Source organism: Achromobacter sp. UMC71, assembly GCF_014170305.1.
Lineage (GTDB): Bacteria > Pseudomonadota > Gammaproteobacteria > Burkholderiales > Burkholderiaceae_B > Achromobacter.
Genome location: NZ_LZZT01000049.1, coordinates 34,636 through 60,653 on the forward strand (window position 1 = coordinate 34,636; position 26,018 = coordinate 60,653).

Genomic DNA, 26,018 nt, shown 5'->3' on the forward strand with positions numbered 1-26,018 from the left:
TTGGTTGGGTCTACACTCGATACCGCCTGATCCTCTGGCGCCCCCTCGCCTCACGCGCGCGCAAGACCGCTATTCACGGAGCTGCCCCATGCCTCCCAGTCCCACCCCGCCGGCCACCGCCACGTTGCTGGACGTCGCTTTCGAACCCGCCCGGCGCGAACTGCTGTGCCTGCTGGAACGCATGACCGGCACGCTGGAGGGATCGCTGGACACGCCCATCGAAGGCCTGTTCCTGCACCGCATCTCGCAACCCACCGGCCCCAAGCCCGCCCTGCAGAAAGCAGCGCTGGCCGTGATCGCGCAGGGCTCCAAGCGCCTGCTGATCGGTGACGAATCCTACGAGTACGACCCGTTCCACTACCTGATCTCGTCGGTGGACCTGCCGGTGGTGGCCAAGGTGTCGGTGGCCAGCCCCACCTTGCCGTATCTGGGCCTGCGGCTGGACCTGAATCCAGAGGAGATCTCCGCGCTGATCAGCGACGAGAACCTGCCGCCGCTGTTGCCGGCCGAGGCCTCGCGCGCCATGTGCGTCAATCCGCTGGGCGGCACGCTGCTGGACGTGATGCTGCGCCTGCTGCGCTTGCTGGACTCGCCGCGCGACATCCCGATCCTGGCGCCCATGGTCAAGCGCGAGCTGCTGTACCGCCTGCTGATGAACGGCCAGGGCGTGGTGCTGCGCCAGACCGTGCTGCAGGACAGCCAGCTCAACCGCGTGGCCAAGGCCATCCGCATCCTGCGCGATAACTACGCCCAGCCGCTGCGGGTCGAGGAAATTGCCCGCGACGTGCACATGAGCGTGTCGTCGCTGCACCATCATTTCAAGCAGGCCACCGCGATGAGCCCGCTGCAATACCAGAAACACCTGCGCCTGCAGGAAGCACGCCGGCTGATGCTGACTGACGACGCCGGAGTGGCCCTGGCCGCGCACGCCGTGGGCTATGAGAGTTCATCGCAGTTCAGCCGCGAATACAGCCGCCTGTTCGGCACCCCGCCCCTGCGCGACAAGCAACGCTGGAAGGACGAGGCGCTTGCTGCCTGATCCTCGGCAAGCGCCCCCTAGTCCGTGACCGCGATCCGCATGCCGGGCAAGGCCAGCCCGTCGATCGCGGTGTTCCACACCTGTCCGGCATGGACCGGATAGGCCATCGTCAGCGTGCCGGTCGTGACCAGCTCGCCCGCCTGGATCGCTTCGTCGGCGGGCCGGTCGGCCAGCGTTATCAGCAGATGGGCCATGGCCTGCAGCGGGCCGCCCAGCGCGTTGGCGCCGGTACCCGTTTCACGCAGCGCGCCATCGCAGGACAGCGTCACCCGGCACGCTGCCAACTGCTCGATCACATCGGGCCCCAGTTCGGCCGGCGTCTTGCCCGGCCCCACGAACAGCGCAGCGTGCAAAGCGTTGTCGGCCACCGTGTCGGCCGCCTGGAACCGCCAGGCGGGGTAATGCGACTGCACGATCTCGACGCCATGCGCGATCCAGTCCACGCAGGCCAGGATCCGCTCCAGGTCTTGCGTGGCCGGCGGCGCGGTATGGAAATGCAGCACGATCTCCGGTTCGATCCGGGGCTCGGCGCAAGCGCCGGCCGGGCAGCGCAGCTCGCCGCCGTCGTCCAGGGTCAGCGTGTGCTGGTAGACCCGCCCCCAGACGGGTGACGACACGCCCAGCGCGGCCCACATGGCCGCGTTGGTAAAGCCGATCTTGCGCCCCGCCAATTGCGCGCCGCCGTCCGTCCGCAGACGGTGGATGCGTCCCGCCACCTCGTAGGCCGCCGCCAGGGAGAAGCCCGGGTGACGCGCCGTCAACGGCGCGATCGATGCCGCGCCGTCCTGCGCGGCCATGACCTCGCGCGCCATGCCCTCCAGATCCAGAACCGTCATGTCGCGCCTCCGCGCCGTCCCGTCGATATCCCACTGTAGATCAGAATCGGCGATATGCTTGGACCTCGATCTCCCCCACCGCGAATCCCGACACGTCCCCATGCAAGACCTGAATGACCTCTATTACTTCGTGCAGGTGGTGCGCGGCGGCGGCTTCGCGCCGGCCGGGCGCGCCCTGGGCATTCCAAAATCGCGCCTCAGCCGTCGTATCGCCCTGCTCGAAGAACGGCTGGGTGTGCGGCTGATCCAGCGCTCGACCCGCAGCTTCGCGGTGACCGAGCTGGGCCAGGAATACTTCGACCAATGCCTGTCCATGCTGGCGGGCGCCGAAGCCGCCCAGGACGTCATCGACCGCACCCATGCCGAGCCCCAGGGCACGATCCGCATGAGCGCGCCGCCGGCGCTGATCTACTACTTCCTGGGCGACGTAGTGGCCCGGTTCATGGAAAAGTGCCCGAAAGTGCACGTGTACCTGAAGAGCTTCAGCCGTCCCGTCGACGTGCTGCGCGAAGGTTACGACCTGGCCGTGCGGGTGCGCTTCGGCCCCATCGAAAGCAGCGACCTGGTCATGAAACACCTGGGCCTGGGGTGCCAATGCCTGGCCGCCAGCCCGGCGCTGGCGCGCCAGGCGGGCCGCCTGGGCGATCCCGAGCGCCTCAGCCAGATGCCGACGCTGGCGCTGGGCGTCGAGCAGCGCGATTGCCAGTGGCAGTTGCAGGGCGCGGATGGCGCCCGTCTGGCCGTGCCGTTCACCCCGCGCCTGGTCACCGACGACATGCTGGCCCTGAAGCAGGCCGCCCTGCGCGGGGTGGGCGTGGTGTCCCTGCCGCTGCTGATGATCCACGAGGAGCTGGACACCGGGCGTCTGGTGAACGTGGGTGGCGCCTGGCAGCCCGAACCCGGCAACGTGCACGCGGTGTTCCCGTCGCGCCGGGGCCTGTTGCCGGCCGTGCGCGAACTGCTGGATTTCATGTCCCAGGAATACCAGCGCGTCGCCGAACTGGAAGCTACGGCGCAGCGCCGCCATGGGCTACTTATCCATACGCCGCCCCAACTGTCCGACATATAGAACACTGAAGACAGCTTTAACGTACTACCGGCACATTCACCTTGTATTTAGGATGACGGCTATCCACTCAAGTTTCTGACCCCGGCGCGGCCACCGGCCCCGCCCACCGAGCAAACGGAGCAAGCCATGACCAAACCCTATGTGAAGCTGGACAAGAACGAAGCCGCGGTGCTGCTGGTTGACCATCAAGCGGGACTACTTTCCCTGGTGCGCGATTTCCAGCCCGACCAGTTCAAGAACAACGTGCTGGCCCTGGCCGACCTGGCCGCCTACTTCAAACTGCCCACCATCCTGACCACCAGTTTCGAAGACGGCCCTAACGGCCCCCTGGTGCAGGAACTGAAAGACAAATTCCCCAAGGCGCCCTACATTGCCCGCCCCGGCAACATCAACGCCTGGGACAACGAAGACTTCGTCAAGGCCGTCAAGGCCACCGGCAAGAAGCAGCTGATCATCGCTGGCGTGGTCACCGAAGTGTGCGTGGCCTTTCCTGCGCTGTCGGCGCTGGAAGAAGGCTTTGACGTCTTCGTCGTGACGGACGCCTCGGGCACCTTCAACGAAGTAACCCGCAACGCCGCCTGGAGCCGCATGGAGCAGGCCGGCGCGCAACTGATGTCGTGGTTCGGCGTCGCGTGCGAGCTGCATCGCGACTGGCGCAACGACATCGAGGGGCTGGGCACGCTGTTCGCCAACCACATCCCCGACTACCGCAACCTGATGGCGTCCTACTCCGCCAACAAGGCCAAGTAAGCCGGCCCCGGCGCCGGGGCAAAAAATAATTGCCCCGGCCTGCATCCAATGGCGGCTCCCGCGTGTAGTACCTGCAAGTAACCCGGCGCTGTCACGCCGGCCGGCCTACTTCTTGCGGAAAGGGTAGGCCTGCTGCGACAGGAACGTGCCCGGCATGTCGTTGTCCAGGATGCCGTAGTTTTCCGGCAGGCGGTTGCCAGCGCCGCGCACCGCGGTGCCGAACAGGTAATCGATGAACGACAGGTGGGCGGCGTAGTTCTTGTCGATGGCTTCCGTGTCGGACGAGTGATGCCAGTGGTGGAAGTCCGGCGTCACGATCACGTAGCGCAGCCAGCCCCAGGGCAGCTTGACGTTGGAATGGATCAGCACCGCCTGGAAGCCCACGATGATGATGTAGGCGTCCAGCACCGGCTTGGAAAAGCCCAGTGCGAACAGCACGCCCAGCACCGCCACCCGCGTGATCAGCAATTCAACGATGTGCAGGCGCGAACCGGCCAGCCAGTCCAGGGTGCGGGTACTGTGGTGCACCGCGTGGATGCGCCACAGGAACGGGACCTCGTGATACGCCCGATGCGCGGCGTACTGCACCAGGTCGGCCACCAGCACGGCCATGAACAATTCAGCCAGGTACGGCAGCGACTGGATGGCGTGCTGCAGCGGTTCGTAGGCCGCCCACGAGAACAGTCGGTGCACGAAGAAGTTGATGCACAGCAGCACCGCGCCCACCGACAGGTGATTGAACAGGAAGTGCTTCATGTCCACCTGCCATTCGCCGCGGAACACCGGTTGCCCCGGGTACAGCGGGAACAGCTTTTCGAAGATGATGAACACGGTGCTGGAAGCCAGCAGGTCCAGGATGAACCAGTCCAGCCCCAGGTAGGGATGATTGCCGGTATTGGTCGAAGTCACCACGACCTGGCTGCCGCCCGCCGCCACCGCGCCGCACACCAGCACGAAGGCCGTGATGTTCAGCCAGCGTTGGCGGCCGAAGACAATGTTGGTCAGCGCGATGGTGCCGGATACGAGCAAGGCACCGAACAGCAGCGCGCGCATCGCTTCCACCGAATAGAAGCTGCGCAGTTCGGGCGTCGTCAGATACGCCGGGAAGTGAAACGCCAGTACCCCCAGCACGGACAGGATCGCCAGGAACAACGCGATCACGCCGGTAATCATGCCGGTGCCTGGATGGATGCGTCCGTCTTGTTTGAACAAATCCAGGACCTGACGGTAGATGGGCGCGCGCTGATTCATTTCACTTTTATGGCAGACCACGGGGAAGCGAGTGTATGCCCCGGCCTCGCCAGGCCATGTAAACAAACGTGAGCAGATAAAACCGAGCTGCTACAAGCCGCGCCAGGCCTTGCGCCGGGTCAAATCCGGCGCGGCGACTGCGGCCGTCCCAGGTTGACTTTGACGGGCCATTGGGATGTCATGGACCTGACAGCTCATTTCGGGCCGGCCTGCCGGCCCCAGCGCGCAGTTCCCTTCCAACCGGATCAAGCAAGAGGCCGTCATGTTCCCTGAGTATCGCCAACTGATTACCCAACTGAAAGCCGAAAACGGACACTTCTCGGCCCTGTTCCAGCGCCATAACGACCTGGACCAGGAAATCAAGAACATGGAGGCCGGCATCGTGCCCGCCTCGGACACCAGCGTCGAAGTCCTGAAAAAAGAAAAACTGCTGCTCAAGGACAAGCTATACAACCTGCTGCGCGCGGCGGACCAGAAGCCCGCCTAGGCCGACGCGCCCAATCTGCCCCGCCATGCCATCAGGGCGCCGGTTATGCGGCGCCCTTTTTGCCGCCCGCTTGCTGACAATTTGCTGAACGAATAGAATCCCCATGTCCGGCCCATTGCCGGAGGCGTAAGCAAGGTGGTGCAAGGTGCATGACAGAGATTTCAAGGCCGGCGAAGCCGTGTCGCCGGTAACCGGCTGGGCCATGCTGCCCCTGGTCGAACACGACTCCCTGCTGTTCCGGCTGGATTTCCTGCCCGATCCCACCCCGTCGGCCTCTGAGCAAAGCGCCCGCGGCCGCGTCTACGCCATGACGTCCGAACAATTACAGCTGCTGCTCGATTCGCTGCAGGCCCAGCTGCACAAGCTGCAACCCGCCGGAACCGGCCCGCGGCACTGATCCATCCAAGCCCCCCGCATTCAGCAAATCTAAAGATGGATTAGCATCTTTAGATTCTCTAATCACGCCACTACCGCTAGTCTGTCGCCCTTGCCTCAAGGTACGACATGACTCACGCTTTTCTCCCCGGTTTTCTTCTCAGCCTGAGCCTGATCCTGGCGATCGGCGCGCAGAACGCGTTCGTGCTGCGCCAAGGCCTGCGCCAGGAACACGTCCTGGCCGTCTGCCTGGTCTGCGCGGTGTCGGATGCGATTTTGATCGCGGCGGGGGTGGCCGGCTTCGGGCTGGCGTCCAATGCCCTGCCCTGGCTGGAACCCGTACTGCGCTACGGCGGCGCGCTGTTCCTGTTCGCCTACGCGGTGCGCAGTCTGCGGTCCGCCCTGCGCAACCACGGCAGCCTGACCCCGTCTTCGCGCCAGGCTGCCGGGCTGGGCGCCACACTGGCCACCTGTCTGGCCTTTACCTGGCTGAACCCGCACGTCTATCTGGACACCGTAGTGCTGCTCGGATCGATCTCCAGCCAATATGAAGGACAAAAGACCGCCTTCGCGCTGGGCGCGATGACGGCCTCGTTCGTCTTCTTTTTCACGCTGGGGTTCGGCGCCCGGCTGCTGCGGCCGGTATTCGCCAGCCAGACCGCGTGGCGGGTGCTCGATGCGCTGGTCGGCGCCGCCATGCTGGCGATTGCGCTGAAACTGGTCTGGCCGTAGCGCGCCAAGGCAGCGATATCCGGCGGGCCCACGCCGGGGCTGCGCCCTTACTGGACCTGCGCGGCCTTCTTGGCGGCGGCCGGCACATTGCGGAAGGTGACGCCCAGCCGGTTGAAGGCGTTCATCAACCCGATCGCATAGGTCAGGTCCGCCAGTTCCTTATCGTTGAATTCCGCGGCCGCCGCCCGGTAGTCGGCATCGGGCACGCCAGTTTCGGCCACCCGCGTCACGCATTCGGCCCAGGCCAGCGCGGCCTGCTCACGCGCGCTGAACACCGCGCCGCCTTCGCGCCATACGGGCACCAGCACCAGCTTGTCCACCGCCACGCCCTGCTTGAGCAAGTCGCGCGAATGCATGTCGATGCAATAGGCGCAGCCGTTGATCTGGGACACGCGCAGATAGACGAGGTTGACCAGCGCCTCCGGCAGGCCGCAGTGGCGCAGATACGCGTGCACGGCGCCGAAAGCCTTATAGCCCTCGGGCGAGGCCTGGGCGTAGTCGATGCGATTGCTCATGATGAGTCCTGATGATTGGGATATCGAAGACGCCATGCTGCGCCCAACGGGCGATTTCCGGTAGATCCAAGAACCAGGTTGCGTGCTGGGCCATGATGCCCGGTGCACCGTAAACTAGGCAAGACCGCCAACCCGGTGGATCGGGCGGCCGATGAAGTCATCGCCGAATGCCGCAGCCTGATCGCGTCGGGCCTCTGGCAAGCAACCTTGTTATGACGCGAGGAGACACCGTGCCGTTACGCGCCCCGTTCATGAAGCCGCTATTGCTGCTTGCGCTTTGCGCCCTTGCAGGGGCCGCCCGCGCCAACTGCCCCTCTCCCGAGCAATGGACGCGCAGCTTCCAGCAGGCCCACGCCGATTTCTACAGGAACCCGGAGCGCCACGATCCGTCGCTGTACACCCCCGGTTTCGATGCGGCCCTGCGCGGAGAATGGGCCTACGCCAAAGGCGAAGTGGGCCACCTGGACTATGACCCTTGGCTAGGCGCGCAAGATGGCGACATGGCCGCCTCCCCCGTCTTCGACGCCGAATCGGCGCCAGAGGGCACCGCCATCGTCGCGATGCGCTATCCGTTCGCCTTGGAGCCGGGAGGCCCGCAAGTCCAACAGACCGTGCACTTGATTCTCAAGCGTCAGGCGCCTCAATGCTGGCGGCTGGATGACTTCATCACGCCGCAGGGGGAATCATTGAGACGCCTGTATGCCACCGCGCCTTGAGATGAGCTAACCCTTTGTCTTTACTGGCGGTCATTCCTTCTTGTAGGCCAGGTAGTCCAGATGGATGCCGATGTGGTCGGCGATGTAGCGCGCGTCGTGCCAGACGCCCCAGATGAAAGAGGAACTGCGGTTGGTGAGGTTGGGCAGGCCGAGGAAATAGATGCCCTTTTCGGCGGAGATGCCGCGCTTGTGGATGGGGTAGCCTTTCTCGTCGAAGGTGTCGACGTCGATCCAGCTGAAGTCGACTTTGAAGCCCGTCGCCCACAGGATGGTCTTGATGCCGGCCTCGGCCAGGTCCAGGCTGAGGATGGGGTAGGCAAGGCACTCCGGGTCGGGCAGCAGCTTCCAGGCATCGGGTTCGGGCGGCAGGTCCAGGCCGTTCTGCTCGATGTAGGCATCGGCTTCGCGCAGGACTTCGAAGTAGTCCGCATCGCCTTGGGCGACGTCACGGGCGAGATTGTCGGCGAAGCGCAGCGTGCCGTTCTCGTAAGAGGTCGTGATGCCGACGAGCTGGATGCCGTCGTGGGCCAGGCGCCGGAAGTCGACGGTCTTGCCGTTTTCGTAGCCGCTCACGGCGAAGGCGACGTGTTCGCGCTTCGGCTTTTTCTTGACTTCATCCCACATTCCCAGCGCGCCCAGCCACCAGCAGTAGTCGCGTCCGCGGTATGAACGGGGCGGCCGGTAGTGCTCGCCCACCGACAGGTAGACGGTACGGCCGGCTTGGCGAAGCTCTTCGGCAATCTGCGAACCGGAAGCGCCCGCGCCGACGACAAGCACGGCGCCATCGGCCAATTGACCCGGGTTCTTGTAGGCCGAGGAATGCAGTTGCTGGATGCCGGCGCTTTCCGGCACGATCTTCGGATAGGTGGGAACCTGGAAGGGGCCGGTCGCGGCGACCACGTGCAGGGCTTCGATAGTGCCTTCGGAGGTGGTGACGGTAAAGCCCGGCCGTTTGTCATTACGCTGGACGCGCCGGACGTCAACACCCGTGCGCACCGGCGCATTGAGCATCTTGGCGTAGTCCTCAAAGTACTGAGCCATGCGCTCTTTCGGCGGAAAGACGTCAGGGCCGACGTCATCGAACTTCAAGCCGGGAAAGCGATCGTGCCAGGCGGGCCCGTTGGCCACCAGCGAGTCCCAGCGTTCGGAGCGCCAGCGTTCGGCGATCCGCTTGCGTTCAAGCACGATATGCGCAATTCCCATGGCGCCGAGGTGCTCGCTCATTGCGATACCCGCCTGGCCGGCGCCGATCACCAGCGTATTGGTTTTTTCAATTGACATGTGAAGATCCTAAGGAATACCGAGACCCTGGTGCGTCTCGAGGCTGACACGACGATCAAGGACAAGAAAGCTGGCGAACCACGTGCACGATCAGGGTGCGCGCTGAACGATTGGCAGGCAGTGTGACCCCGAAGCCCGGAGTTGATAACTTCGTTTTTCAGACGGCTGACTTAGGAAAAAGCAAAGCTGGCGGTTTGCCCGGTCCGCGTGCGCCGCCAGGCCCGCGCCATCGTGATTTCTTTTTTCCGATGGCCCCCATCAGCATCGGCAACGCACTGGAAATAGGGCTTTACCGTATTCTTGACTGCACCAGAACGCTGGCGTCGCAGCCCTGCGTGCCATGCGGCCACCGCCTGTCTTTCCCGGAATCTTCGCGCCGGGAAACTGAACTCCGTGAGTGCAGCAGCCATGCCGAATCTTCCCTTTGCCTCCGATAGCTCCAGCGCGGTCCGCCTGGAGGGCGTCGTCAAGAAATACCGCGATCTGGCGGTGCTGAAACAGGTTTCCCTGAAGATCGAGCGCGGGGAATTCCTGACGCTGCTGGGCCCATCGGGCTGCGGCAAGACCACCTTGCTGAACCTGATCGCGGGCTTTGCCGATGCGAACGAGGGCGAGATCCTCATCGACGACACGCCTGTCACGGCGCTGCCCCCGTATCTGCGCCAGATCGGCATCGTGTTCCAGAACTACGCCCTGTTCCCGCACATGACCGTCGAGCGCAATATCGCTTACGGCCTGCGGATGCGGCACGTGCCGGCCGCCGAGATCGAACAGCGGGTGCGTGAAGCCATGGCCCTGGTCAAGCTGGACGGATTGGGCGAGCGCAAGCCGCGCGAGCTCTCCGGGGGCCAGCAGCAGCGCGTGGCGCTGGCGCGGGCGCTCGTGATCCGTCCCAAGGTGTTGCTGCTCGACGAACCTTTCTCCGCGCTGGACAAAAGCCTGCGCGGCGCCATGCAGGTGGAGATCCGCGACATCCAGCGCCGGTTGGGCGTGACAACGATCTTCGTCACCCATGACCAGGGCGAAGCCCTCAGCATGTCGGATCGCATCGCCGTGATGAATCAGGGCGAGATCCGGCAGGTTGCCACGCCGGACGAGCTCTACCGCAATCCGCAGGATCCGTTCGTGGCCTCGTTCCTGGGCGACGTCAACATCCTGCCCGCGCACTACCACGGCACCAGCGCGGAAACCATCCAGCTGCGCCTGGGCGCCGGGCTGACGCACATCCCCCGCCAGCGCCTGGTGGGCGGCTCGCACGAGGGCCACCGGCTCGATCTCTACGTGCGGCCGGAACACATCAAGCTGGAAGCCCTGCACAGCGGCTCGGTCCTGAGCGGCACGGTCGTCAACCACGTGTTCCAGGGCGACCACGTGGATCTGTACCTGGAGGTGCACATTCCCGTTGAGGGGCGCCAGCACGTCATGGTGCGCACCTTCGACCTGAACTGCCTGCATGAATGGCCCGTGGGCGCGGTGGCGGGACTTGCGCTGCCCGGCCACGGGGTCAGTGTCTTCAACGCATCGTCCTGAATCCGGTTTCACGCGAGGCTCCCCTCTTCCTGGCGGCCGCGCCTGCGCAGCCGCCGAGTATCCACTCGTCCGCGAGGCACATGCCATGACCCAGATCCCCGTTGAAATGCAAGCCATCATCGCCCGCGAACCGGGCGACGCCACGGTGTTGACGCTGGCCGGCAGGCCGGTACCCACGCCTGGCCCCGGTGAAGTGCTGCTGCGCGTGCATTCGGCCGGCATCAACCGGCCCGACATCATGCAACGCCAGGGCGTGAGCAAGCCGGCGCCAGGCGTGACCGACGTGCTGGGGCTGGAGGCTTGCGGTGAAGTGGCGGCTTGCGGACCTGGCGTGCCGGACTCCCTGCGCGGACAGCGGCTCATGAGCCTGCTAGCCGGCGGCGGCTATGCGCCGTGGTGCTTGGCCCGCGTGGATCATTCCCTGGCGGTGCCCGAGGCGCTGGACGATGCAGCGGCAAGCGCCCTGCCGGAAGGCCTATTCACCGTCTGGCACAACCTGTTCGAACTGGGCCGCCTGCGCATTGGCGACACGGTGCTGATCCATGGCGGCGGTGGCGGCATCGGCACGCTGGCCATCCAGATGGCGCATGCCGCCGGCGCGCGGGTCATCGTCACGGACGGCGAACCCGACCGCTTCGACGCCCTGCGCGAACTCGGCGCCGACGAGGTGATCTGCTTTCATGACACGGATTTCGTGCAAGCCTGCGCGGCCTTCACGCAGGGCCGCGGCGTGGATGTCGTGCTGGATATCGTCGGCGGCGACTATGTGCAGCGCAACCTGCAGGCGCTGGCCTTCGGCGGGCGCCACGTCAGCCTTTCATTCCTGCAAGGGTCGGCCATCAACATCGAGCTGCTGACCTTGATGCAGAAACAGTTGAGCCTGCATTCCTCGACCATGCGTCCGCAGACCGATGCCGAGAAGGCCCGGATGGCCGTTGCGCTCAGGCGCCATGTGCTGCCCTTGGTGGCCGCGGGCCGCATCCGGCCCAGGATGGCGAAAAGCCTGCCCCTGGCCGACGCCGTGCGCGCGCATCAGTTGCTGGAAAGCGGCAAGGTGTTCGGCAAGCTGGTCCTCAAACCCTGACAACCGGAGAATGGATTGAAACTTCTCTACGCCCCGACTTCTCCCTTCGTGCGCAAGGTAATGGTTTGCGCGCACCTGACCGGCCAGGCCGGACGGATCGAATGGCTGGCCAGCGCCGCGCATCCGGTCAACCGTGACGCGCGCATCGCCGCTCACAACCCATTGGCCAAAGTGCCCACCCTGATCCTGCCGGACGGCAGAGCCCTCTACGACAGCCGCGTGATCTGCGAATACCTGGCCGAGGCTGCCGGCGACACGCGGTTGTTTCCCGCAGGTCCGGCCCGCTGGGTGGCGTTGACGCGCCAGGCCCTGGGCGACGGCCTGCTGGATGCCGCCCTGCTGGCGCGCTATGAGCACACGGCCCGGCCGGCCGCGATCCAGTGGCCCCAATGGCGCGAGGCGCAGCTCGTCAAGGTGCAGGCCTGCCTGGCGGACATCGAGTCGCAGGCGGACGACCTGCCGCGAACGCATCCGAGCATCGGCGACCTGACCCTCGCCTGCGCGCTGGGGTATCTGGATTTCCGCTTTCCCGAACTGGACTGGCGCGCCGCGCATCCGCGCGCCGCGGCGTGGTTCTCCGTGTTCAACGCATTGCCTGCCATGCAGGCGACCCTTCCCCACGACGCCTGAGACTGCCTCCATGACAACGCCGAGCGCACCCCCAACCTCATCCACGGTCTGGTTTCTCAACGGGCCGAATGCCAATCTCTACGGGCTGGATGCCAACAAAACCTACGGTTCCGACAGTTTTCCCGTGCTGCAGCAACGCTGCGAAAGCAAGGCCGCCTCGCTGGGCATCCAGCTGAATTTCGTCCAGTCCAACCATGAAGGCCAGTTGGTCGACTGGATCCAGGAAGCCCGCGGCACCGCGCAGGGCGTCATCATCAACGCGGCTGGCCTGACCTATTCGTCGGTGCCCATCCTCGACGCCTTGCTGTCCTTTCCGGGCAGGATCATCGAAGTCCACATGAGCAACATCTGGCGGCGCGAAGCCTTCCGCCACCATTCCTATATTTCCAAGGCCGCGGATGGCGTCATCGCGGGACTGGGCGGCGATGGCTACGAGCTTGCCATCGAGGCCATGTCCCGCCTGATCCACCGCAGCGCTTGAGGTAGACCGCCCATGCACGCCTCCCCCCGCCCCGCCGTGTCGGGCGCCATGATCTTCTACAGCGAGTTCGACGACTACACGGCCTGGCGCGATGCCATGCAGGCGCGTCTGCCGGACTTGCGTGTGGTGCATGGCAATGACGCACACGATCCGGCCGACATCCACTACGCGCTGGTCTGGAAAGCGCCGCCGGGCTTCTTCGACCGCATGACGCACCTGCGCCTCATCGTAAATCTGGGTGCGGGTGTGGATTCGCTCGTCGGCCGCGAGGATCTGCCCGCCGAGGTGCCCATCACGCGCCTCACCGATCCCAACATGGCGCGCATGATGGCGGGCTATGTGCTGTTTGCCGCCCTGCGCTATGCGCGCGACATTCCGCATTTCGAGGCCGCGCAGCGGCGGGGCGAATGGGCCTATCGCCATCCCCGCTCGCCGGAGACGGTGCGCGTGGCGGTGCTGGGCCTGGGCGAACTGGGCGCATGTGCGGCGCGGGAACTTTCCCGCCAGGGGCTGGCGGTGCTGGGTTGGTCGCGCAGCCCGCGCAACATCGAAGGCATCGAATGCCATGCCGGCATGGCGTCGCTGGATACGGTGCTGTCGCGCGCCGACATCCTGGTGGTGATGCTTCCGCTCACCCCGCAGACGCACGGCCTGCTGGATCGTGAACGCCTGCAACGCCTGCCGCGCGGCGCGGCGCTGATCAATGTGGCCCGGGGCGCGCTGGTCGACCAAGCCGCCCTGACCGACTTGCTGCGCAGCGGCCACCTGGGCGGCGCGACGCTGGACGTCTTCGAGCGCGAGCCCCTGCCGCCCGGCGACCCGCTCTGGGCAATGGAAAACGTGCTGATCACGCCCCACCTGGCGTCGGTGGCCATTCCGGCCTCGGCGGCCGAACAGATCGCCGACAACGTACTGCGTGTCAGCCAGGGCTTGCCGCCCGTCAATCGCGTGGATGCTGCACGCGGCTATTGACAGGCACGGCCCTGGCCCGCGGGCCAGGGCCTGTTGACAGGCCCTAGTGGTTGTCCTCGATATTCAGGATCCGGCCCAATCCCAGGAAGCGGTTGGCGAAGATCAGCAACGTGGCCGTCACGACGATATACACCACCGACAGCGCAGCCAGGGTCGGGTCGGCAAACTCGCGCACATAGTTGTACATGGTCACCGGCAGGGTCTGCGTGTTCTGGGTGGTCACGAACAGCGACGCGGTGAATTCGCTGAACGACATGATGGCCGCGAACAGCCAGCCGCCGAACAGACCCGGCGCCAACAAGGGCACAGTGATCGTGAACAGCACTCGCACGGGCGACGCTCCCAGGCTGGCGGCGCTCTGCTCCAGTCGCACGTCCAGGTTCTCCATCGAGACATAGACGCTGCGCAGCACGAAAGGCAGGACGAGAATGACGTGGCACAGGATCACGATGCCGTAGCCGCGATCGATGTTCAGCTGCGCCACCAGAATAAGCAGGCCCAGTCCCACCGTGAAGTGCGGAATCACCAGCGGTGAGAGCAGGATAGCCTGCAGGATGTTCTTGCCGGGAAACGCCATGCGCTTGACGGCAATCGCCAGCCCGGTGCCGATGACCAGCGCCAGCAACGACGACCAGAACGTCACCACCAGGCTGGCGCGAAAGCCGTCACGAAAGTCCGAGTAGGTGAAGACCCGCTCGAACCAGCGCCAGGACCAGGCCTGGGGCGGAAACGTCAGCAGGGCTTTTTCATTGAAGGAAGCCAGCACCACCACCACGACCGGCAGCAGCACGAAGGCTAGAATGAGCGTGATCAGCACGGGCGCGCCGATACGCAGCCACAGGGGCAGGGATTTGCGCAGACCCATCAGTGTCCTCCAATGACCTTGAGACGCCGCGTGACGCGGCCGAGCAGCATCAGCGCAATCGCCGTCAGGCCCAGGCCCATGACGCTCAGGCTGGCCGCCAGGGGAAAGTTCATCGACGAGAAGCCCAATTGGTAGACCAGCGTGGAAACCGTAGGCACCCGGCCTCCACCGATCATTTGCGGTGTGGCGAAGGCGCTGAACGTCCAGGCGAACGAGGTCGTGATGCTGGCCAGGATCCCCGGCATGGACAACGGCAGCGTGATGGTCAGGAACGTGCGGACCGGCCCCGCGCCCAGGCTTTCGGCGGCTTTCTCGTAATCGCGGTCGATGTGCGAGATGGCGGTGGCCAGCATCAGCACGACCACGGGGACCGTGACGTGCACCAGCGCCACCAGTACACCCAGATGACTGAACATCAGCGTAAGCGGCGTATTGATCAGGCCCAGCTTGAGCAACATCGAATTGATGAAGCCCGTGCTGCCCAGCACGATGATCCAGGAATAGGTACGCACGATCTCACCCAGGAAGAGCGGCGTGATGGCGACGATCAGGATGAAAGACTTGATGTAGCGGTTTCGCACCCTGACCAGGGCGTACGCCAAGGGATACGCGACGAGCAATGAGAAGACCGTGGTTTCCACGCTCAGGCGCAAGGTGTTGACAAAGGCATCGATGTAGATCTGCTTGCCCATGCCCGAGAAGTTCGTCAGTGTCAGGCCACCGACATCCAGAGAACCGGGAATGAAAGTGCGCAAGCTGTACTGCAGCACGGCCGCCATGGCGACGCAAATGCACAGCGCGATGAAGCTGGCCGGGGATATCAGCCATCCCCTCAAGTTGGAACGCGCATCCATGGTGGACCCATCCTTCGTGTACGGTGAAAGCGTGGCGGCGCCGCGGTCCGAAAAGGCCGCGGCGCCTGCGGTCAGTTCATGATGTTCTCGGTAAACCACTTGCGCCATTCGGCGGTCTTCTCGGCGCGCAGCTTGTCGTCGATGACGATGGCCTGGGTATCCCATTGCTGCTTGGTCGTGAACACGCCCGGCAGCGCGGCGTCTTCGGGCGAGACCTTGGCGTCGTCGATGACAGGGCTGGCCTTCTTGGCGGCCACGATCTTGGCTTGCACCTCCGGCGAAAGCGCGATGTTCATGAACTTGTGGGCCAGGTCGGTCTTGGTGCTGCCTTTCATGATGGCCATGGTGTCCACCCCCAGCACCGCGCCCTCCTTGGGCATCGCCACTTTGATCGGCACGCCTTGGCCGATCATGTAGTAGGCGTTCATGGACAGCACGATCTGCACGGGCGTCTCGCCGGCGGCGATCAGTTGCTGGCTGTTGGCATCGTTGGTGTAAAAGGCCTTGAAGTTGGGTTTCAGGGCCTTGAGCTTGTCCTGGCCCTTTTCCCAGGTGCTCGCGTCGCCGCCCGAAAGCAGGGCAGAAATGTCGATGATATGGCTGGGGTCGAAATCGGGCGCGGACAGCTTGCCTTTCAGCGCCGGATTCCAGAGGTCGTTCCAGCTGTTGAAGGTGATGCCGGCGGGAACCAGGTCGGGGCGGTAGCCGATGGTGTACACATACGCCCAGCTGCCGATATGGTACGGGCTGATCTTGGCGCGCTCCACCAGGTGCGAGTAGTTGGGGATCTTGCTCAGGTCCAGCTTCTCGTACAGGCCGGCATTGACGTAGAGCCAGCCGATGTGCGATGTGGTGAACGTGATGTCGCTTTCCGGCTTGGTGGCGAGCTTGGCCTTGTTCAGGCGATCGATGGTACCGCCCGTGATGTACTTCACCGGCACCCCCGTCTGCCGCGTGAACTCGCGGCCGATGGTCTCGTCGATAAGGTCTCGGAAGCTGCCGCCCCAGGTGCTCACCACCAGCGCATCCTGCGCCTGCACCGTACCGGCGAAGGCCGCGCCGGCAACGAGGCCCGCGCAAATAAGTTTCTTGATCATGACAACCCCTTGTCTATGTTGTTGGCTACAGAACCTGCTCCAGGAAAGTCTTCAACCGCTCGTTCCTGGGCGAGGTAAAGAATTGTTCGGTGGGCGCGGTCTCGATGATTTCGCCGCGCTCCATGAACACACAGCGGTCGGCCACCCTGCGGGCAAAGCCGATCTCGTGAGTGACGCAGATCATGGTGATGCCGGTCTGGGCCAGGTCTTCCATGATGCGCAGCACGGAACCGACCGACTCCGGATCCAGCGCCGAGGTCGGTTCGTCGAAAAGCATGATGCGCGGCCGCAGGCAAAGCGCGCGCGCGATGGCCACGCGCTGCTGCTGTCCGCCGGAAAGCTGGATTGGATACTTGCCGGCCTGTTCGATCACATTGACCTTGGCAAGGTATTCCCTTGCCGTCTGCTCGGCCTCGCCGGCCGGCGTCTTCAAGGCGATCTTCAGCGCGAAGGTGCAGTTCTCCAGCACCGTCATATGCGGAAAGAGATTGAAGCTCTGGAACACCATGCCCAGCTGGCGCCGGACTTGCTCCACGCTTTCCGGGCGCCGGGTCAGCGCGGTGCCGTTGACGTGGATATCGCCCGAGTCATGCTGCTCCAGATGGTTGATGCAGCGGATGAGCGAGGACTTGCCCGATCCCGATGGGCCGCACAGGATGACGATCTCACCGTTGGCCACTTCAAGGTGGATATCCCGCAAGGCGTGGAACGTGCCGTAGAACTTGTTCAGTCCCGCGATGGATACCGCGGGCGCGCATTCAGAACGGACGGAGGACAATGGCGGCGTGAGGCTGGACAGGATGGCAGTCATGATGGTTCGCGCTCTGGTGGACGGTCGGCCGGGCGGTTCAGACTCTGACGAGATAGCGGTTCAATTTGCGATCGGCGATCGAGAATCCAAGACGTATGCAGTTGGTGATGCACCAGTAGATGGCCGCCGCCGTGATCAGGGGCGTGAACGGGTCGTAGGTGTAGTCGAACACGGTGTTGGCAGCGGCGGTCAGGTCGACCAGCGTGATGGCGCTGACGGCCGCCGTGCTTTTCACCATGATCAGCAGCTCGTTCTGATAGGCGCGCAGCACATAGCGCGACGCCAACGGGAGCCGCAAGCGGAACAGGATTTGCGCGGGCTTCAGGCCCAGGGTCTGCGCGGCTTCGATCGTGCCCCTGGGAATCGCCGCCAGCCCGCCGCGAATGATCTCCGCCATGAAGCCCGAGTGCGTCAGCGCCAGGCCCAGCCAGGCGCAGACATAGGCGCTGGAAAAGACATTCCACAGAAAGGTGTCGCGCACGAAAGAGAACTGCGGCAGTCCGCTGTAGATCAGATACAGCAGCACCAGGCTGGGCACGCCGCGAAAGAAGCCGATATAGCTGCTGGCGAAGACGGCGCGCGGGCCCGGCCGGAAACTCGCCAGGGCAACCGGCAGCGCCAGCAACAGGCCGATGACCAGCACCGGCAGCAGCACGGCGAACGTGGTGCCGGCGCCGGCCAGCAGTTTTGGCAGGCTTTCCCAGGCCACCTGGAAATCAAAGTGCATGAGACGCTCCCTGGGTCACGACGGGATGAAAGCCCCGCGCGGCCCACGTTTCGACGCGGCGGGCCACGTAGTAGGTCAGCCAGGTCATCATGAGAAAGAAGAACGCCGCCAGCAGGTAGTAGATGAAGGGCTCCTTGGTCACGCCGGAGGCAAGCTTGGCGTAGGCCATGATTTCCTTCAGGCCGATCAGCGAGATGAGCGCGGTGTCCTTGAGCACGACGATCCACATATTGGTCATGCCGGGCAAGGCCAGGCGCAGCATCTGCGGCAGGATGATCTTCAGCCAGATGGCGCTGCGCGGCACCAGCAGCACGCGCGCGGCCTCGAACTGTCCGTGCGGCACATTCTGGATCGCGCTGCGTATCAGGTCGGCCAGGTAGGCGCCATACACCATGCCCAGCGCCGCTACCGCCGCCATGAACGGCGTAATCTCGATGCGCTGGCCGATGCCAAACGGCGCGAGCAGGCCGGCGACGATCTGCGAGCCGCCGTAATAGAACAGAAAGCCCACCAGCAGCGAAGGCACGCCGGTGAAGATGGAGGCATACGGAATCCAGATGATTCTGGCCAGCAGCGTTGGCCGCAGCGTGATCAGGGCAAAGAACGTCCCGATCACGAGCGCCAGCAGATAGGCACAGACGGCGACCTGGATCGTCATCATCGCGCCGGTCGCGAGTTGCTGCACGAAACCCATCGAAGGCATGAGGAATTCCTAAAGCCTGTTCACATTGAAAGACGCCCTGCACAGACCCTGGCAGGCGTGCGAGACATGCCGCCCGCTCCGCCGGCCTCGTGCCGGGCGGCCCAGGCGGGGTGCGCGAGTCCGGCTAGCGGCAGGCAGCTTCCTCGGGCAGGAGCTCCACTTCCATATAGGGTTTGCGCAGCTTGGTGAAGGTGCAGTCCTTGATGATGGTTTCCAGCGTGGCGTTCATACGGTTGAGCAGTTCGCCGCTGTCCTTGCGGGCGATCCAGCTCGAGCCGGCCTCGCCGCCGCCCGTCCACAAGTCGCCGCCCGCGAATTTCCAGCCCTTGCCCTGGGGCTTGGACAGGAACTCGTTGGTCCAGCTGATCTTCGGGCCCAGGCTCATGTCCAGCCGCCCGTTGGCAAGATCCAGCCGGATCTGGTCCGGGTTGTCGTAGAACACGATCTGCACCGCGTTGCCGAAGGTCTCGGACACATACTTGGCTTGTGCGGAACCGCGCTGCAGGCCGATGCGCACGCCCTTGAGCCCTTCCGGCGTGAAGGTGTAGTGCTTCGCTTCCGGCACCACGTAGGAGTCCGGATTGAACAGCACCGGACGGCCGAACAGCACCTTTTCCTTGCGCTCCGGCAGCGGCTTGGTCTGGCTGACCACGGCATCCAGTTTCTTCTGCAGCAGCGCCGGAATCAGGGCCTTGAAGTCCATGACGACGATTTCGCAATCGACCTTCATCCGTTTGCACATCTCGCGCGCCAGATCGGGTTCGAAGCCCGTCAGGCGGCCCGAGGGATCGACCATGCTGAACGGGGGATAGCTTCCCTCGTTGCCAAGCACCAGCTTCTCGGCATGGACCGGCGCCAGGACGAATAACGAGGCGCTTGCGAGTGTCAGCGCCGTGATGGTTTTGTGCAGATGCATTTTTTCCCCTTGTTTATTGGTTATCCGCCGTGGCGAAGTGCTTACATCGTGTTGGCCTTGGTCAGATTGGTGTTGAACAGCGACCCGTAGCCGGGCTTGGCGCCTGCCGCGCCGGTGAGATCCAGGCAATGCCAGAACGAGGCCTGGATGGCGGAAATCACCGGCTTGCCGAGTTTCTGTTCCAGCGCCTCGATGGCGCCGACGGTCCGGAAGTTGGTGCACGACACGAAGATGGCCGTTGCGTCCGGATGATCGACCGAGAGCACATGGTCATAGACTTTCTCCAGCGAGACCTCGGCCAGCGCATGATCATCCGAGATGCCCAGGCAGGCGCTCTTGACGACCTCGTGGCCGTTTTCCTGCAGGAAGCGGATGGCACGCTCATGGATTTCCGGCAGATACGGCGTGGCCAGCGCAACCTTGCCGGCTTTCACCTTCTTCAGTGCCGCGAGCGTGGCGGTCGACGCCGTGGTGATCTTCGGCCCCGGCACCCATTGCCGCAGCTTCTGGATAAGCGCCTGGTCATAGGCGGTGCCGTGCAGGAACGAGGCGCTGGTCCCGCCGAACAGCAGCACGTCGATGGGGGCCGCGCCGGCCAGGCGCGCGGCCTGTTCCAGTTCCGGGGCGTTCATCATTTCCTCGATGCCCTGCACGGTGACCTTGGGCAGTTTGATGCGCGCGGTATGGGTGGAAACCCCCGGTCCGGACATGGCCCACATCTCTTCTTCCATCACGACGCTGGAGGCGATGTAGATCAGCCCGATGCGGGCAAGGTCGCCAGAGCCGTCGTAGCGGAATCGGGGATAGGCGGCGGGTAGGAGCGTTGAGGCAGTGGTCATCCGGAGTCCCAGCAAAGAGAGATGGCGTCAGCCAGCGAAAACCAATGATGAGAGACGCGATCCGGGCGACCAAGTCGCCTTTTCCGTTGGCGTGGATAGATTTTCCTGATGGCCGGGCAAGGCCGCCCGAGGCGTGGCCAATGCCCATCGCCGCGGGCGCCGCCCGCGTCAGGTTTTCCGAGATGGGACGCCGGAAAAAACAAATAGGCTCGCGCCCCGCTTGGGCCGACCATCAGCGGGCAGGTCACGGCCTTATGCGATGCCGCTTGCCAGGCAGGCGCGGGGTCCCCGGATAAACCCTAATAAAGATACGAGCCATGAAGCACAAGCGCATACGCACCTTCAATACCAAGGCAACCTACCCGGAACAGAAACTCGACAACGATCTGTGCCAGGCCGTCGTCGCGCGCGGCAGCACGGTCTTCCTGCGCGGGCAGATCGGCCAGAACCTGGACACGTCCGAGAGCGTCTGCATCGGCGACGCCTCGGGCCAGGCGGAGCAGGCGATGAAGAACATCGACATGCTGCTCCGGGAAGCCGGCGGCGAACTGCAGGACATCTGCAAGATCACGATCTACATCATCGATCCCCGTTATCGCGAAGCCGTTTATCTGGTGGTCGGCAAATGGCTCAAGGGCGTGTTCCCCGTCTCCACCGGTATCGTGGTGTCGGCATTGGCCCGCCCCGAGTGGCTGGTGGAAATCGACGCGACTGCTGTTATTCCGGATTGACGCCACAGGAGGCCCAGGTCATGACTTTCTCCATCATTGCCCGTTGCCCGGCCACCGGCCAATTCGGCGCGGCCGTCTCATCGTCGTCACCCGCGGTCGCGGCGCGTTGCGTCCGCGCGCGCGCAGGCGTGGGCGCGGCGGTCAGCCAGAACATCACCGATCCCGCCCTGGGGCCGCTCATCCTTGACGCGATGAGCCAGGGCCATTCGCCCGAGCGCGCGTTGCAGTCGCTGGCCGAGCGCCCTTTCATCAGCTACCGGCAACTGATGGCCATCGACGCCACGCAGGCGCCGGCCATCTTCACCGGGTCGAACGCGCTGGGCCGCCTGGCCAGCGCAAAGGGCGAACACGCCGCGTGCGCCGGCAATATGCTGGCCTCGCTGGATGTGCCCGCCGCCATGCTGTCGGCATTCGAGCAGACGCCGGGTTCGCTGGCCGAACGCCTGATGCAGGCCATGCTGGCGGGTCAGGCAGCCGGCGGCGAAGAAGGGCCGGTGCATTCAGCCGGGCTGCTGGTGGTGGCGGATCTGGATTGGCCCATCGTCGACCTGCGCATGGACTGGGTGGAACAATGCCCCGTCGAAACCCTATACGAGGCCTGGAAGGTCTACGAGCCGCAAATCCAGGACTACATTACCCGCGCCAGGGACCCACGCGCCGCGCCGAGTTTCGGCGTGCCGGGCAATCTGTGACAGGCTGTGGCAGACGGCGAGTGCGAGAAAACCCGAGGAGCGCCCGGCTCGCTGTCCGGGCATAGTGAACACACTTCCAGCCTTCTCACTTCGGACTATGCTCAATCGCATTTCGCTGCGCCAGATGGAGTACTTCGTCGCCACCGCCAAGCATGGCAGTATCGCCGCGGCATCCAGCCAGATCCACATTTCGGCGCCGTCGATATCCGCCGCCATCGCCCATGTCGAGACCGAGCTGGACGTGCAGTTGTTCGTCCGGCATCCGTCCAAGGGCCTGGCCCTGACCGTGCTCGGCCAACAGGTCATGAGCGAATGCGAAGACCTGCTCGAGCGCGCGTCGCGCCTCTACAAGATCGCATCCGTCTCCAGCAATACCATCCAGGGCACCCTGCGCGTGGGTTGCTTCCAGTCGCTCACGGCCATGATCGCGCCCGAGGTGATCTTCGGCTTCTCGCGCGCTTTCGACAAAGTCGACCTGCACATGGTCGAAGGCGACCAGCAGTTGCTGATCGACAAGCTGCACACCTTGGAAATCGACGTCGCGCTCAGTTACGACCTGAGACTCGGCGACGAAATCTCGTTCGAGGCGCTGGCGCGCCTGCCGCCGCATGTGGTGGTCAGCGAATTGCATCCGCTGTCGCAGCAGATCGCGGTAACGCTCGAGGAGCTGGCCCGCTTGCCCATGGTGCTGCTGGACCTGCCCTTGAGCCGCGATTACTTCATGTCGCTGTTCGCGAAGTTCGGCCTGGAGCCAAACATCGTGGCGCGTTCGCGCTCCGAAGAAGTGGTGCGTTCCATGGTTGCCAACGGCATCGGCTATGCCCTGTTCAACGTGCGGCCAAAATCCACCCAGGCGCTGGATGGCAAACGGCTGGTACGGCTGCGTCTGGTGGGCGAGCATCGCCCGATGCTGCTTGGGCTGACGACCTACAAGCCGATGAAACCGTCGCGGCTGACCGAAGTCTTCATGCAGCGCTGCCGCGCCTATATCTCGGATCAATACATCCCCGGCATGAGCGAAGGCAGCTTCTTCGACCCGTATGTGCCTCCCCCTGAAAACCACTGAACGGGCGGCGCCCTGGCGCCGATCGCAACCTTGCAGGTCCATGCCATGAGCACACCGACTCCGGACAACAGTCCAGACCTATTGCGCGAACTGCTCGCGTTTCAATCCGTCACGCTGACGCCTAACATCGAACTCATCGACCGCGTGCGGGCATTGCTGGCGCAGGCGGGCATCGCATCCACGCTGGTGGCGGACCCGCAGGACGCCGGACGCAGCAATCTGTTCGCCTCCGTCGGCCCCCTGGACGTGCCCGGCATCGTGCTATCAGGCCATACCGATGTGGTTCCCGTGACAGGCCAGCCCTGGACCTCGCCGCCCTTCGAGGCGACCGAACGCGATGGACGCATCTATGGGCGGGGCAGCGCGGACATGAAGGGCTTTGTCGCCTGCGCCGTGATGGCCATGATCCGCGCGGCCGGTCAGCCGCTTGCGCGGCCCTTGCACCTGGCGCTGTCGTTTGACGAGGAAATCGGCTGCGTGGGCGTGCGTCATATGCTGCGCGCGCTGGAACACATGCAACCGGCGCCGCTGCTCTGCGTGGTGGGCGAACCCACACTGATGAAGATCGGCACCGGCAACAAGGGCAAGGCCGCCTATCGGGCCCTGTGCTGCGGCCAGGCGGGGCACTCGGGACTGGCGCCGCACTTCGTCAATGCCATCCATACGGCCAGCGACCTGATCAGCGCCCTGCGCGACGTGCAGCATGACCTTGCCGAACACGGACCGCGCGAACCCGGGTACGAAGTGCCCTACACGACCGTGCATGCCGGCACCATCAAGGGCGGCACGGCGCTGAACATCGTGCCCGCGGAATGCGAAGTCAACTTCGAGATCCGCAACGTCGCGCAGGACGACCCGAACCAGATCCTGGCGCGAGTGCTGGAACTCACCCGGGCGAAAATGCGTGCCGCGGGCGCCCTGCCCGATGCCGAGCCGCCCGGGGTCACGACGGTCAACAGCTATCCCGGCCTGGCCACGCCGCAGGATTCCGCGGGCGTCGCGTTGCTGGCCTCGTGGCTGCCGCCGGACACGCCGCTCACCAAGGCCGCGTTCGGCACCGAGGGCGGATTGTTCCAGCAGTTGTGGACCCAGACGCCGGTGCTGATCTGCGGACCTGGCAGCATCGACGTGGCGCACAAGGCTGACGAATACGTCGAGCTCTCCCAGCTGGAGGCCTGCGACGCCATGATGGAGAAGCTGACGCGGTATCTGATCGCGCCGGCAAGCCGATAGGCCCCTGATGCACGCCGAAGGCCCGCGCTGAGGCTTCTCACTGACGACGGGTACGCCAGAAAACGAAAAGGGTTAGCTCACCAAAAATGAGCTAACCCTTTGTTTTTACTGGTCGGGGCGGTGGGATTCGAACTCACGACCCTCTGCTCCCAAAGCAGATGCGCTACCAGGCTGCGCTACGCCCCGAGGGTGGCAACTATACCAGATACGGCAGACGCGCCGAAATGGCGCCGCGGTCCGGCGCCCCGAGGGCGCGGCCGCAGGCAAGCCCTGATTGACACCTATATAGTTGAAGCATAAATTAAATTCAAATTCATAACGACATACTCATCGGGAAAATCATGGCGACCGCCTCTACTGCATCCGTCTGGGCCACCCCGACACGGACCACCTACACCGTGCTGTTCGTCTGCTGGCTGGCGATCCTGTTCGAAGGCTACGACGTGGGCGTGATGGGCGCGGTGCTGCCCGCCCTGGCCGACGACAAGAACTGGAACCTGACGTCGATCCAGCTGGGCATGCTGGGCAGCTATGCCTTGGCCGGCATGTTCGTCGGCTCGTTCGCGGTCGGCACGCTGTCCGACCTGCTGGGCCGCCGGCGCATGCTGCTGGCCTGCGTCACGCTGTTTTCGCTGACGATGATCGGCGCTGCCTGGGCGCCCATGCCGACGTGGTTCGCCACCTTCCGTTTCATCGGCGGCCTGGGGCTGGGCGGCGTGATTCCCGTGGCGGCGGCGCTGACCATCGAATACTCGCCGCCGGCCAAGCGCGGCTTCAACTACGGCGTGATGTATTCCGGCTATTCGCTGGGCATCCTCTGTTCGGCCGCCGTCGCCATGGCGGTGCTGCAGCACTGGGGCTGGCGCGCGGTGATCCTGGTGGGCGCCGCTCCCCTGCTGCTGGTGCCGCTGCTGGCCCGCCTGCTGCCCGAATCGCTCGAGTACCTGCTGGCCAAGGGCGACGAAGCCGGCGCGCGCGCCATGGCGGACCGCCTGGGCATCGCCTCGCTCGAGCCGTTCCGCCCGCGCGAGGTCACGGGCGAGAAAGCCACCTGGCGCGACGTGATGGCGGCGGTGTTCGCGCCGCGCCATCTGCGCGCCACGCTGTGTTTCTGGGGCGCGTTGTTCCTGGGCATGATGCTGGTCTATGGCCTGAACACCTGGCTGCCGCAGATCATGCGCAAGAACGGCTACGACCTCGGTTCCAGCCTGTCGTTCCTGCTGGTGTTCAGCCTGGCCTCGGCCATCGGCGGCCTGGTGCTGGGCCAGTTCGCCGACAAGACCGAGCCGCGCAAGATCGTGGCCCTGTTCTTCCTGGTGGGCGCCATCGGCATCTACTGCCTGACCTACAACAACCCGCTGGTGGTGAACTACCTGTGGGTGGGGCTGGCGGGCGTGGGCAGCATTTCGTCGTCGCTGATCCTGACCGGCTACCTGGCCGGCTACTACCCGGCGCATGCGCGCGGCGCGGCCACCGGCTGGGCGCTGTCGTTCGCCCGCATCGGCGCCATGAGCGGCCCCATCGTCGGCGGCTACCTGGCCGGGCTGCAGTTGCCGCTGGCCTGGAACTTCATCGCCTTCTCGTGCGCGGCCGTGCTGGCGGCGATGTTCGTGATCCTGATCCCCGGCCGCTACGCGGGCGGACCGCAGGCGCAACAGGCGCCGGCTTCGCAGGCCCTGCAGCAGCAACGTCCCTGAGCCGCCACGCCAATGACAACGGCGCGCCTTGCGGGCGCG

30 protein-coding genes and 1 tRNA gene are annotated in these 26,018 nt (G+C 64.7%); 17 read left to right on the forward strand and 14 right to left on the reverse strand.

The annotated features are described in order from the left end of the window. Nucleotides 1–88 precede the first annotated feature (88 nt). Entirely contained in the window at nt 89–1,039 is a 951-nt protein-coding gene (locus tag A9974_RS24740; RefSeq protein WP_183006830.1) for an AraC family transcriptional regulator, read from the forward strand. 17 nt (nt 1,040–1,056) lie between these two features. Here the strand turns inward: A9974_RS24740 and A9974_RS24745 are convergent, their stop codons facing one another. After that, nucleotides 1,057–1,875: a 2-keto-4-pentenoate hydratase gene (locus A9974_RS24745; RefSeq protein WP_183006831.1), complete on the reverse strand. Its 819-nt coding sequence runs from the start codon at nt 1,873–1,875 to the stop codon at nt 1,057–1,059. Between the two features lie 100 nt (nt 1,876–1,975). Between A9974_RS24745 and A9974_RS24750 the strand changes: the two genes are divergently transcribed. Next, complete coding sequence (locus A9974_RS24750) at nt 1,976–2,944, forward strand: LysR substrate-binding domain-containing protein (protein ID WP_183006832.1); 969 nt, start codon at nt 1,976–1,978, stop codon at nt 2,942–2,944. Nucleotides 2,945–3,070: 126 nt separating this feature from the next. After that, a complete protein-coding gene (gene ycaC, locus A9974_RS24755) occupies nt 3,071–3,694 on the forward strand; it encodes an isochorismate family cysteine hydrolase YcaC (protein ID WP_183006833.1) in 624 nt (207 codons plus the stop codon). Between the two features lie 105 nt (nt 3,695–3,799). On the opposite strand, the gene A9974_RS24760 is transcribed toward ycaC, so the two are convergent. Further along, entirely contained in the window at nt 3,800–4,945 is a 1,146-nt protein-coding gene (locus A9974_RS24760) for a sterol desaturase family protein (RefSeq protein WP_183006834.1), read from the reverse strand. 262 nt (nt 4,946–5,207) lie between these two features. Here A9974_RS24760 and A9974_RS24765 point away from each other — a divergent pair, with 262 nt between their 5' ends. The 3 genes from A9974_RS24765 to A9974_RS24775 all read left to right on the forward strand — a co-directional run bounded on the left by A9974_RS24765 (nt 5,208) and on the right by A9974_RS24775 (nt 6,539). Next, complete coding sequence (locus tag A9974_RS24765; RefSeq protein WP_183006835.1) at nt 5,208–5,432, forward strand: YdcH family protein; 225 nt, start codon at nt 5,208–5,210, stop codon at nt 5,430–5,432. 145 nt (nt 5,433–5,577) lie between these two features. Continuing rightward, nucleotides 5,578–5,829, forward strand: a complete 252-nt coding sequence (locus A9974_RS24770) for a hypothetical protein (protein ID WP_183006836.1) — start codon at nt 5,578–5,580, stop codon at nt 5,827–5,829. A 107-nt stretch (nt 5,830–5,936) separates the two neighbouring features. Then, complete coding sequence (locus A9974_RS24775; protein WP_183006837.1) at nt 5,937–6,539, forward strand: LysE/ArgO family amino acid transporter; 603 nt, start codon at nt 5,937–5,939, stop codon at nt 6,537–6,539. A 47-nt stretch (nt 6,540–6,586) separates the two neighbouring features. Here the strand turns inward: A9974_RS24775 and A9974_RS24780 are convergent, their stop codons facing one another. Further along, a complete protein-coding gene (locus tag A9974_RS24780; RefSeq protein ID WP_183006838.1) occupies nt 6,587–7,054 on the reverse strand; it encodes a carboxymuconolactone decarboxylase family protein in 468 nt (155 codons plus the stop codon). Between the two features lie 230 nt (nt 7,055–7,284). On the opposite strand from A9974_RS24780, the gene A9974_RS24785 reads away from it, so the two are divergent. Next, complete coding sequence (locus A9974_RS24785) at nt 7,285–7,770, forward strand: hypothetical protein (RefSeq protein ID WP_183006839.1); 486 nt, start codon at nt 7,285–7,287, stop codon at nt 7,768–7,770. 30 nt (nt 7,771–7,800) lie between these two features. On the opposite strand, the gene A9974_RS24790 is transcribed toward A9974_RS24785, so the two are convergent. Both A9974_RS24790 and A9974_RS24795 read right to left on the reverse strand, forming a co-directional pair. Continuing rightward, complete coding sequence (locus tag A9974_RS24790; RefSeq protein ID WP_183006840.1) at nt 7,801–9,051, reverse strand: NAD(P)/FAD-dependent oxidoreductase; 1,251 nt, start codon at nt 9,049–9,051, stop codon at nt 7,801–7,803. 170 nt (nt 9,052–9,221) lie between these two features. Then, nucleotides 9,222–9,461, reverse strand: a complete 240-nt coding sequence (locus A9974_RS24795) for a hypothetical protein (RefSeq protein ID WP_183006841.1) — start codon at nt 9,459–9,461, stop codon at nt 9,222–9,224. On the opposite strand from A9974_RS24795, the gene A9974_RS24800 reads away from it, so the two are divergent. The 5 genes from A9974_RS24800 (at nt 9,460) to A9974_RS24820 (ending at nt 13,748) form a co-directional block, all read left to right on the forward strand. Beyond that, nucleotides 9,460–10,581: an ABC transporter ATP-binding protein gene (locus A9974_RS24800; RefSeq protein ID WP_183006842.1), complete on the forward strand. Its 1,122-nt coding sequence runs from the start codon at nt 9,460–9,462 to the stop codon at nt 10,579–10,581. The genes A9974_RS24795 and A9974_RS24800 overlap by 2 nt on opposite strands. 85 nt (nt 10,582–10,666) lie before the next feature. Continuing rightward, nucleotides 10,667–11,665 (forward strand): NAD(P)H-quinone oxidoreductase, encoded by a 999-nt coding sequence (locus tag A9974_RS24805; RefSeq protein ID WP_183006843.1) that lies wholly within the window; start codon nt 10,667–10,669, stop codon nt 11,663–11,665. 15 nt (nt 11,666–11,680) lie between these two features. Then, a complete protein-coding gene (locus A9974_RS24810; protein WP_183006844.1) occupies nt 11,681–12,295 on the forward strand; it encodes a glutathione S-transferase in 615 nt (204 codons plus the stop codon). Nucleotides 12,296–12,305: 10 nt separating this feature from the next. Next, nucleotides 12,306–12,776, forward strand: coding sequence for a type II 3-dehydroquinate dehydratase (locus A9974_RS24815; RefSeq protein WP_183006845.1), 471 nt, complete (start codon nt 12,306–12,308; stop codon nt 12,774–12,776). A 12-nt stretch (nt 12,777–12,788) separates the two neighbouring features. Further along, a complete protein-coding gene (locus tag A9974_RS24820; RefSeq protein ID WP_183006846.1) occupies nt 12,789–13,748 on the forward strand; it encodes a glyoxylate/hydroxypyruvate reductase A in 960 nt (319 codons plus the stop codon). A gap of 43 nt (nt 13,749–13,791) precedes the next feature. Here the strand turns inward: A9974_RS24820 and A9974_RS24825 are convergent, their stop codons facing one another. From A9974_RS24825 to A9974_RS24860, 8 genes are all read right to left on the reverse strand, one after another. Next, on the reverse strand, nt 13,792–14,613 hold the full coding sequence (locus tag A9974_RS24825; RefSeq protein ID WP_183006847.1) for an ABC transporter permease: 822 nt from the start codon (nt 14,611–14,613) through the stop codon (nt 13,792–13,794). Next, nucleotides 14,613–15,467 (reverse strand): ABC transporter permease, encoded by an 855-nt coding sequence (locus A9974_RS24830; RefSeq protein ID WP_183006848.1) that lies wholly within the window; start codon nt 15,465–15,467, stop codon nt 14,613–14,615. The genes A9974_RS24825 and A9974_RS24830 overlap by 1 nt, the downstream gene beginning before the upstream one ends. Nucleotides 15,468–15,538: 71 nt before the next feature. Then, nucleotides 15,539–16,564: a PotD/PotF family extracellular solute-binding protein gene (locus A9974_RS24835; protein ID WP_183006849.1), complete on the reverse strand. Its 1,026-nt coding sequence runs from the start codon at nt 16,562–16,564 to the stop codon at nt 15,539–15,541. 25 nt (nt 16,565–16,589) lie between these two features. Next, on the reverse strand, nt 16,590–17,375 hold the full coding sequence (locus A9974_RS24840; RefSeq protein ID WP_183006850.1) for an amino acid ABC transporter ATP-binding protein: 786 nt from the start codon (nt 17,373–17,375) through the stop codon (nt 16,590–16,592). A gap of 37 nt (nt 17,376–17,412) precedes the next feature. Next, complete coding sequence (locus tag A9974_RS24845) at nt 17,413–18,102, reverse strand: ABC transporter permease (RefSeq protein WP_183006851.1); 690 nt, start codon at nt 18,100–18,102, stop codon at nt 17,413–17,415. After that, entirely contained in the window at nt 18,092–18,805 is a 714-nt protein-coding gene (locus A9974_RS24850; RefSeq protein ID WP_183006852.1) for an ABC transporter permease, read from the reverse strand. Before A9974_RS24850 ends, A9974_RS24845 begins: the two co-directional genes overlap by 11 nt. A 124-nt stretch (nt 18,806–18,929) precedes the next feature. Then, on the reverse strand, nt 18,930–19,721 hold the full coding sequence (locus tag A9974_RS24855; RefSeq protein WP_183006853.1) for a transporter substrate-binding domain-containing protein: 792 nt from the start codon (nt 19,719–19,721) through the stop codon (nt 18,930–18,932). A gap of 41 nt (nt 19,722–19,762) precedes the next feature. Beyond that, on the reverse strand, nt 19,763–20,560 hold the full coding sequence (locus tag A9974_RS24860) for an Asp/Glu racemase (RefSeq protein WP_183006854.1): 798 nt from the start codon (nt 20,558–20,560) through the stop codon (nt 19,763–19,765). Nucleotides 20,561–20,877: 317 nt separating this feature from the next. On the opposite strand from A9974_RS24860, the gene A9974_RS24865 reads away from it, so the two are divergent. The 4 genes from A9974_RS24865 (at nt 20,878) to argE (ending at nt 24,282) form a co-directional block, all read left to right on the forward strand. Then, complete coding sequence (locus A9974_RS24865; RefSeq protein WP_175194459.1) at nt 20,878–21,291, forward strand: RidA family protein; 414 nt, start codon at nt 20,878–20,880, stop codon at nt 21,289–21,291. A 20-nt stretch (nt 21,292–21,311) separates the two neighbouring features. After that, nucleotides 21,312–21,983 (forward strand): DUF1028 domain-containing protein, encoded by a 672-nt coding sequence (locus tag A9974_RS24870; RefSeq protein ID WP_183006855.1) that lies wholly within the window; start codon nt 21,312–21,314, stop codon nt 21,981–21,983. Between the two features lie 97 nt (nt 21,984–22,080). Further along, a complete protein-coding gene (locus A9974_RS24875) occupies nt 22,081–23,049 on the forward strand; it encodes a LysR substrate-binding domain-containing protein (RefSeq protein ID WP_183006856.1) in 969 nt (322 codons plus the stop codon). Nucleotides 23,050–23,094: 45 nt separating this feature from the next. Beyond that, nucleotides 23,095–24,282, forward strand: a complete 1,188-nt coding sequence (gene argE / locus A9974_RS24880; RefSeq protein ID WP_183006857.1) for an acetylornithine deacetylase — start codon at nt 23,095–23,097, stop codon at nt 24,280–24,282. A 109-nt stretch (nt 24,283–24,391) separates the two neighbouring features. Here the strand turns inward: argE and A9974_RS24885 are convergent. Beyond that, nucleotides 24,392–24,468: transfer RNA gene (locus A9974_RS24885), tRNA-Pro, on the reverse strand. A 155-nt stretch (nt 24,469–24,623) separates the two neighbouring features. On the opposite strand from A9974_RS24885, the gene A9974_RS24890 reads away from it, so the two are divergent. Continuing rightward, nucleotides 24,624–25,979, forward strand: a complete 1,356-nt coding sequence (locus A9974_RS24890) for an aromatic acid/H+ symport family MFS transporter (protein WP_183006858.1) — start codon at nt 24,624–24,626, stop codon at nt 25,977–25,979. The last annotated feature ends 39 nt before the right edge of the window (nt 25,980–26,018 follow it).

Excerpts from the sequence above, each read along its gene's own strand:
- A9974_RS24740 (WP_183006830.1), top strand. The coding sequence starts at position 89 with ATGCCTCCCAGTCCCACCCCGCCGGCCACCGCCACGTTGCTGGACGTC.
- A9974_RS24745 (WP_183006831.1), bottom strand. The coding sequence starts at position 1,875 with ATGACGGTTCTGGATCTGGAGGGCATGGCGCGCGAGGTCATGGCCGCG.
- A9974_RS24750 (WP_183006832.1), top strand. The coding sequence starts at position 1,976 with ATGCAAGACCTGAATGACCTCTATTACTTCGTGCAGGTGGTGCGCGGC.
- ycaC (WP_183006833.1), top strand. The coding sequence starts at position 3,071 with ATGACCAAACCCTATGTGAAGCTGGACAAGAACGAAGCCGCGGTGCTG.
- A9974_RS24760 (WP_183006834.1), bottom strand. The coding sequence starts at position 4,945 with ATGAATCAGCGCGCGCCCATCTACCGTCAGGTCCTGGATTTGTTCAAA.
- A9974_RS24765 (WP_183006835.1), top strand. The coding sequence starts at position 5,208 with ATGTTCCCTGAGTATCGCCAACTGATTACCCAACTGAAAGCCGAAAAC.
- A9974_RS24775 (WP_183006837.1), top strand. The coding sequence starts at position 5,937 with ATGACTCACGCTTTTCTCCCCGGTTTTCTTCTCAGCCTGAGCCTGATC.
- A9974_RS24780 (WP_183006838.1), bottom strand. The coding sequence starts at position 7,054 with ATGAGCAATCGCATCGACTACGCCCAGGCCTCGCCCGAGGGCTATAAG.
- A9974_RS24790 (WP_183006840.1), bottom strand. The coding sequence starts at position 9,051 with ATGTCAATTGAAAAAACCAATACGCTGGTGATCGGCGCCGGCCAGGCG.
- A9974_RS24800 (WP_183006842.1), top strand. The coding sequence starts at position 9,460 with ATGCCGAATCTTCCCTTTGCCTCCGATAGCTCCAGCGCGGTCCGCCTG.
- A9974_RS24795 (WP_183006841.1), bottom strand. The coding sequence starts at position 9,461 with ATGGCTGCTGCACTCACGGAGTTCAGTTTCCCGGCGCGAAGATTCCGG.
- A9974_RS24805 (WP_183006843.1), top strand. The coding sequence starts at position 10,667 with ATGACCCAGATCCCCGTTGAAATGCAAGCCATCATCGCCCGCGAACCG.
- A9974_RS24815 (WP_183006845.1), top strand. The coding sequence starts at position 12,306 with ATGACAACGCCGAGCGCACCCCCAACCTCATCCACGGTCTGGTTTCTC.
- A9974_RS24820 (WP_183006846.1), top strand. The coding sequence starts at position 12,789 with ATGCACGCCTCCCCCCGCCCCGCCGTGTCGGGCGCCATGATCTTCTAC.
- A9974_RS24825 (WP_183006847.1), bottom strand. The coding sequence starts at position 14,613 with ATGGGTCTGCGCAAATCCCTGCCCCTGTGGCTGCGTATCGGCGCGCCC.
- A9974_RS24830 (WP_183006848.1), bottom strand. The coding sequence starts at position 15,467 with ATGGATGCGCGTTCCAACTTGAGGGGATGGCTGATATCCCCGGCCAGC.
- A9974_RS24835 (WP_183006849.1), bottom strand. The coding sequence starts at position 16,564 with ATGATCAAGAAACTTATTTGCGCGGGCCTCGTTGCCGGCGCGGCCTTC.
- A9974_RS24840 (WP_183006850.1), bottom strand. The coding sequence starts at position 17,375 with ATGACTGCCATCCTGTCCAGCCTCACGCCGCCATTGTCCTCCGTCCGT.
- A9974_RS24845 (WP_183006851.1), bottom strand. The coding sequence starts at position 18,102 with ATGCACTTTGATTTCCAGGTGGCCTGGGAAAGCCTGCCAAAACTGCTG.
- A9974_RS24850 (WP_183006852.1), bottom strand. The coding sequence starts at position 18,805 with ATGCCTTCGATGGGTTTCGTGCAGCAACTCGCGACCGGCGCGATGATG.
- A9974_RS24855 (WP_183006853.1), bottom strand. The coding sequence starts at position 19,721 with ATGCATCTGCACAAAACCATCACGGCGCTGACACTCGCAAGCGCCTCG.
- A9974_RS24860 (WP_183006854.1), bottom strand. The coding sequence starts at position 20,560 with ATGACCACTGCCTCAACGCTCCTACCCGCCGCCTATCCCCGATTCCGC.
- A9974_RS24865 (WP_175194459.1), top strand. The coding sequence starts at position 20,878 with ATGAAGCACAAGCGCATACGCACCTTCAATACCAAGGCAACCTACCCG.
- A9974_RS24870 (WP_183006855.1), top strand. The coding sequence starts at position 21,312 with ATGACTTTCTCCATCATTGCCCGTTGCCCGGCCACCGGCCAATTCGGC.
- A9974_RS24875 (WP_183006856.1), top strand. The coding sequence starts at position 22,081 with ATGCTCAATCGCATTTCGCTGCGCCAGATGGAGTACTTCGTCGCCACC.
- argE (WP_183006857.1), top strand. The coding sequence starts at position 23,095 with ATGAGCACACCGACTCCGGACAACAGTCCAGACCTATTGCGCGAACTG.
- A9974_RS24890 (WP_183006858.1), top strand. The coding sequence starts at position 24,624 with ATGGCGACCGCCTCTACTGCATCCGTCTGGGCCACCCCGACACGGACC.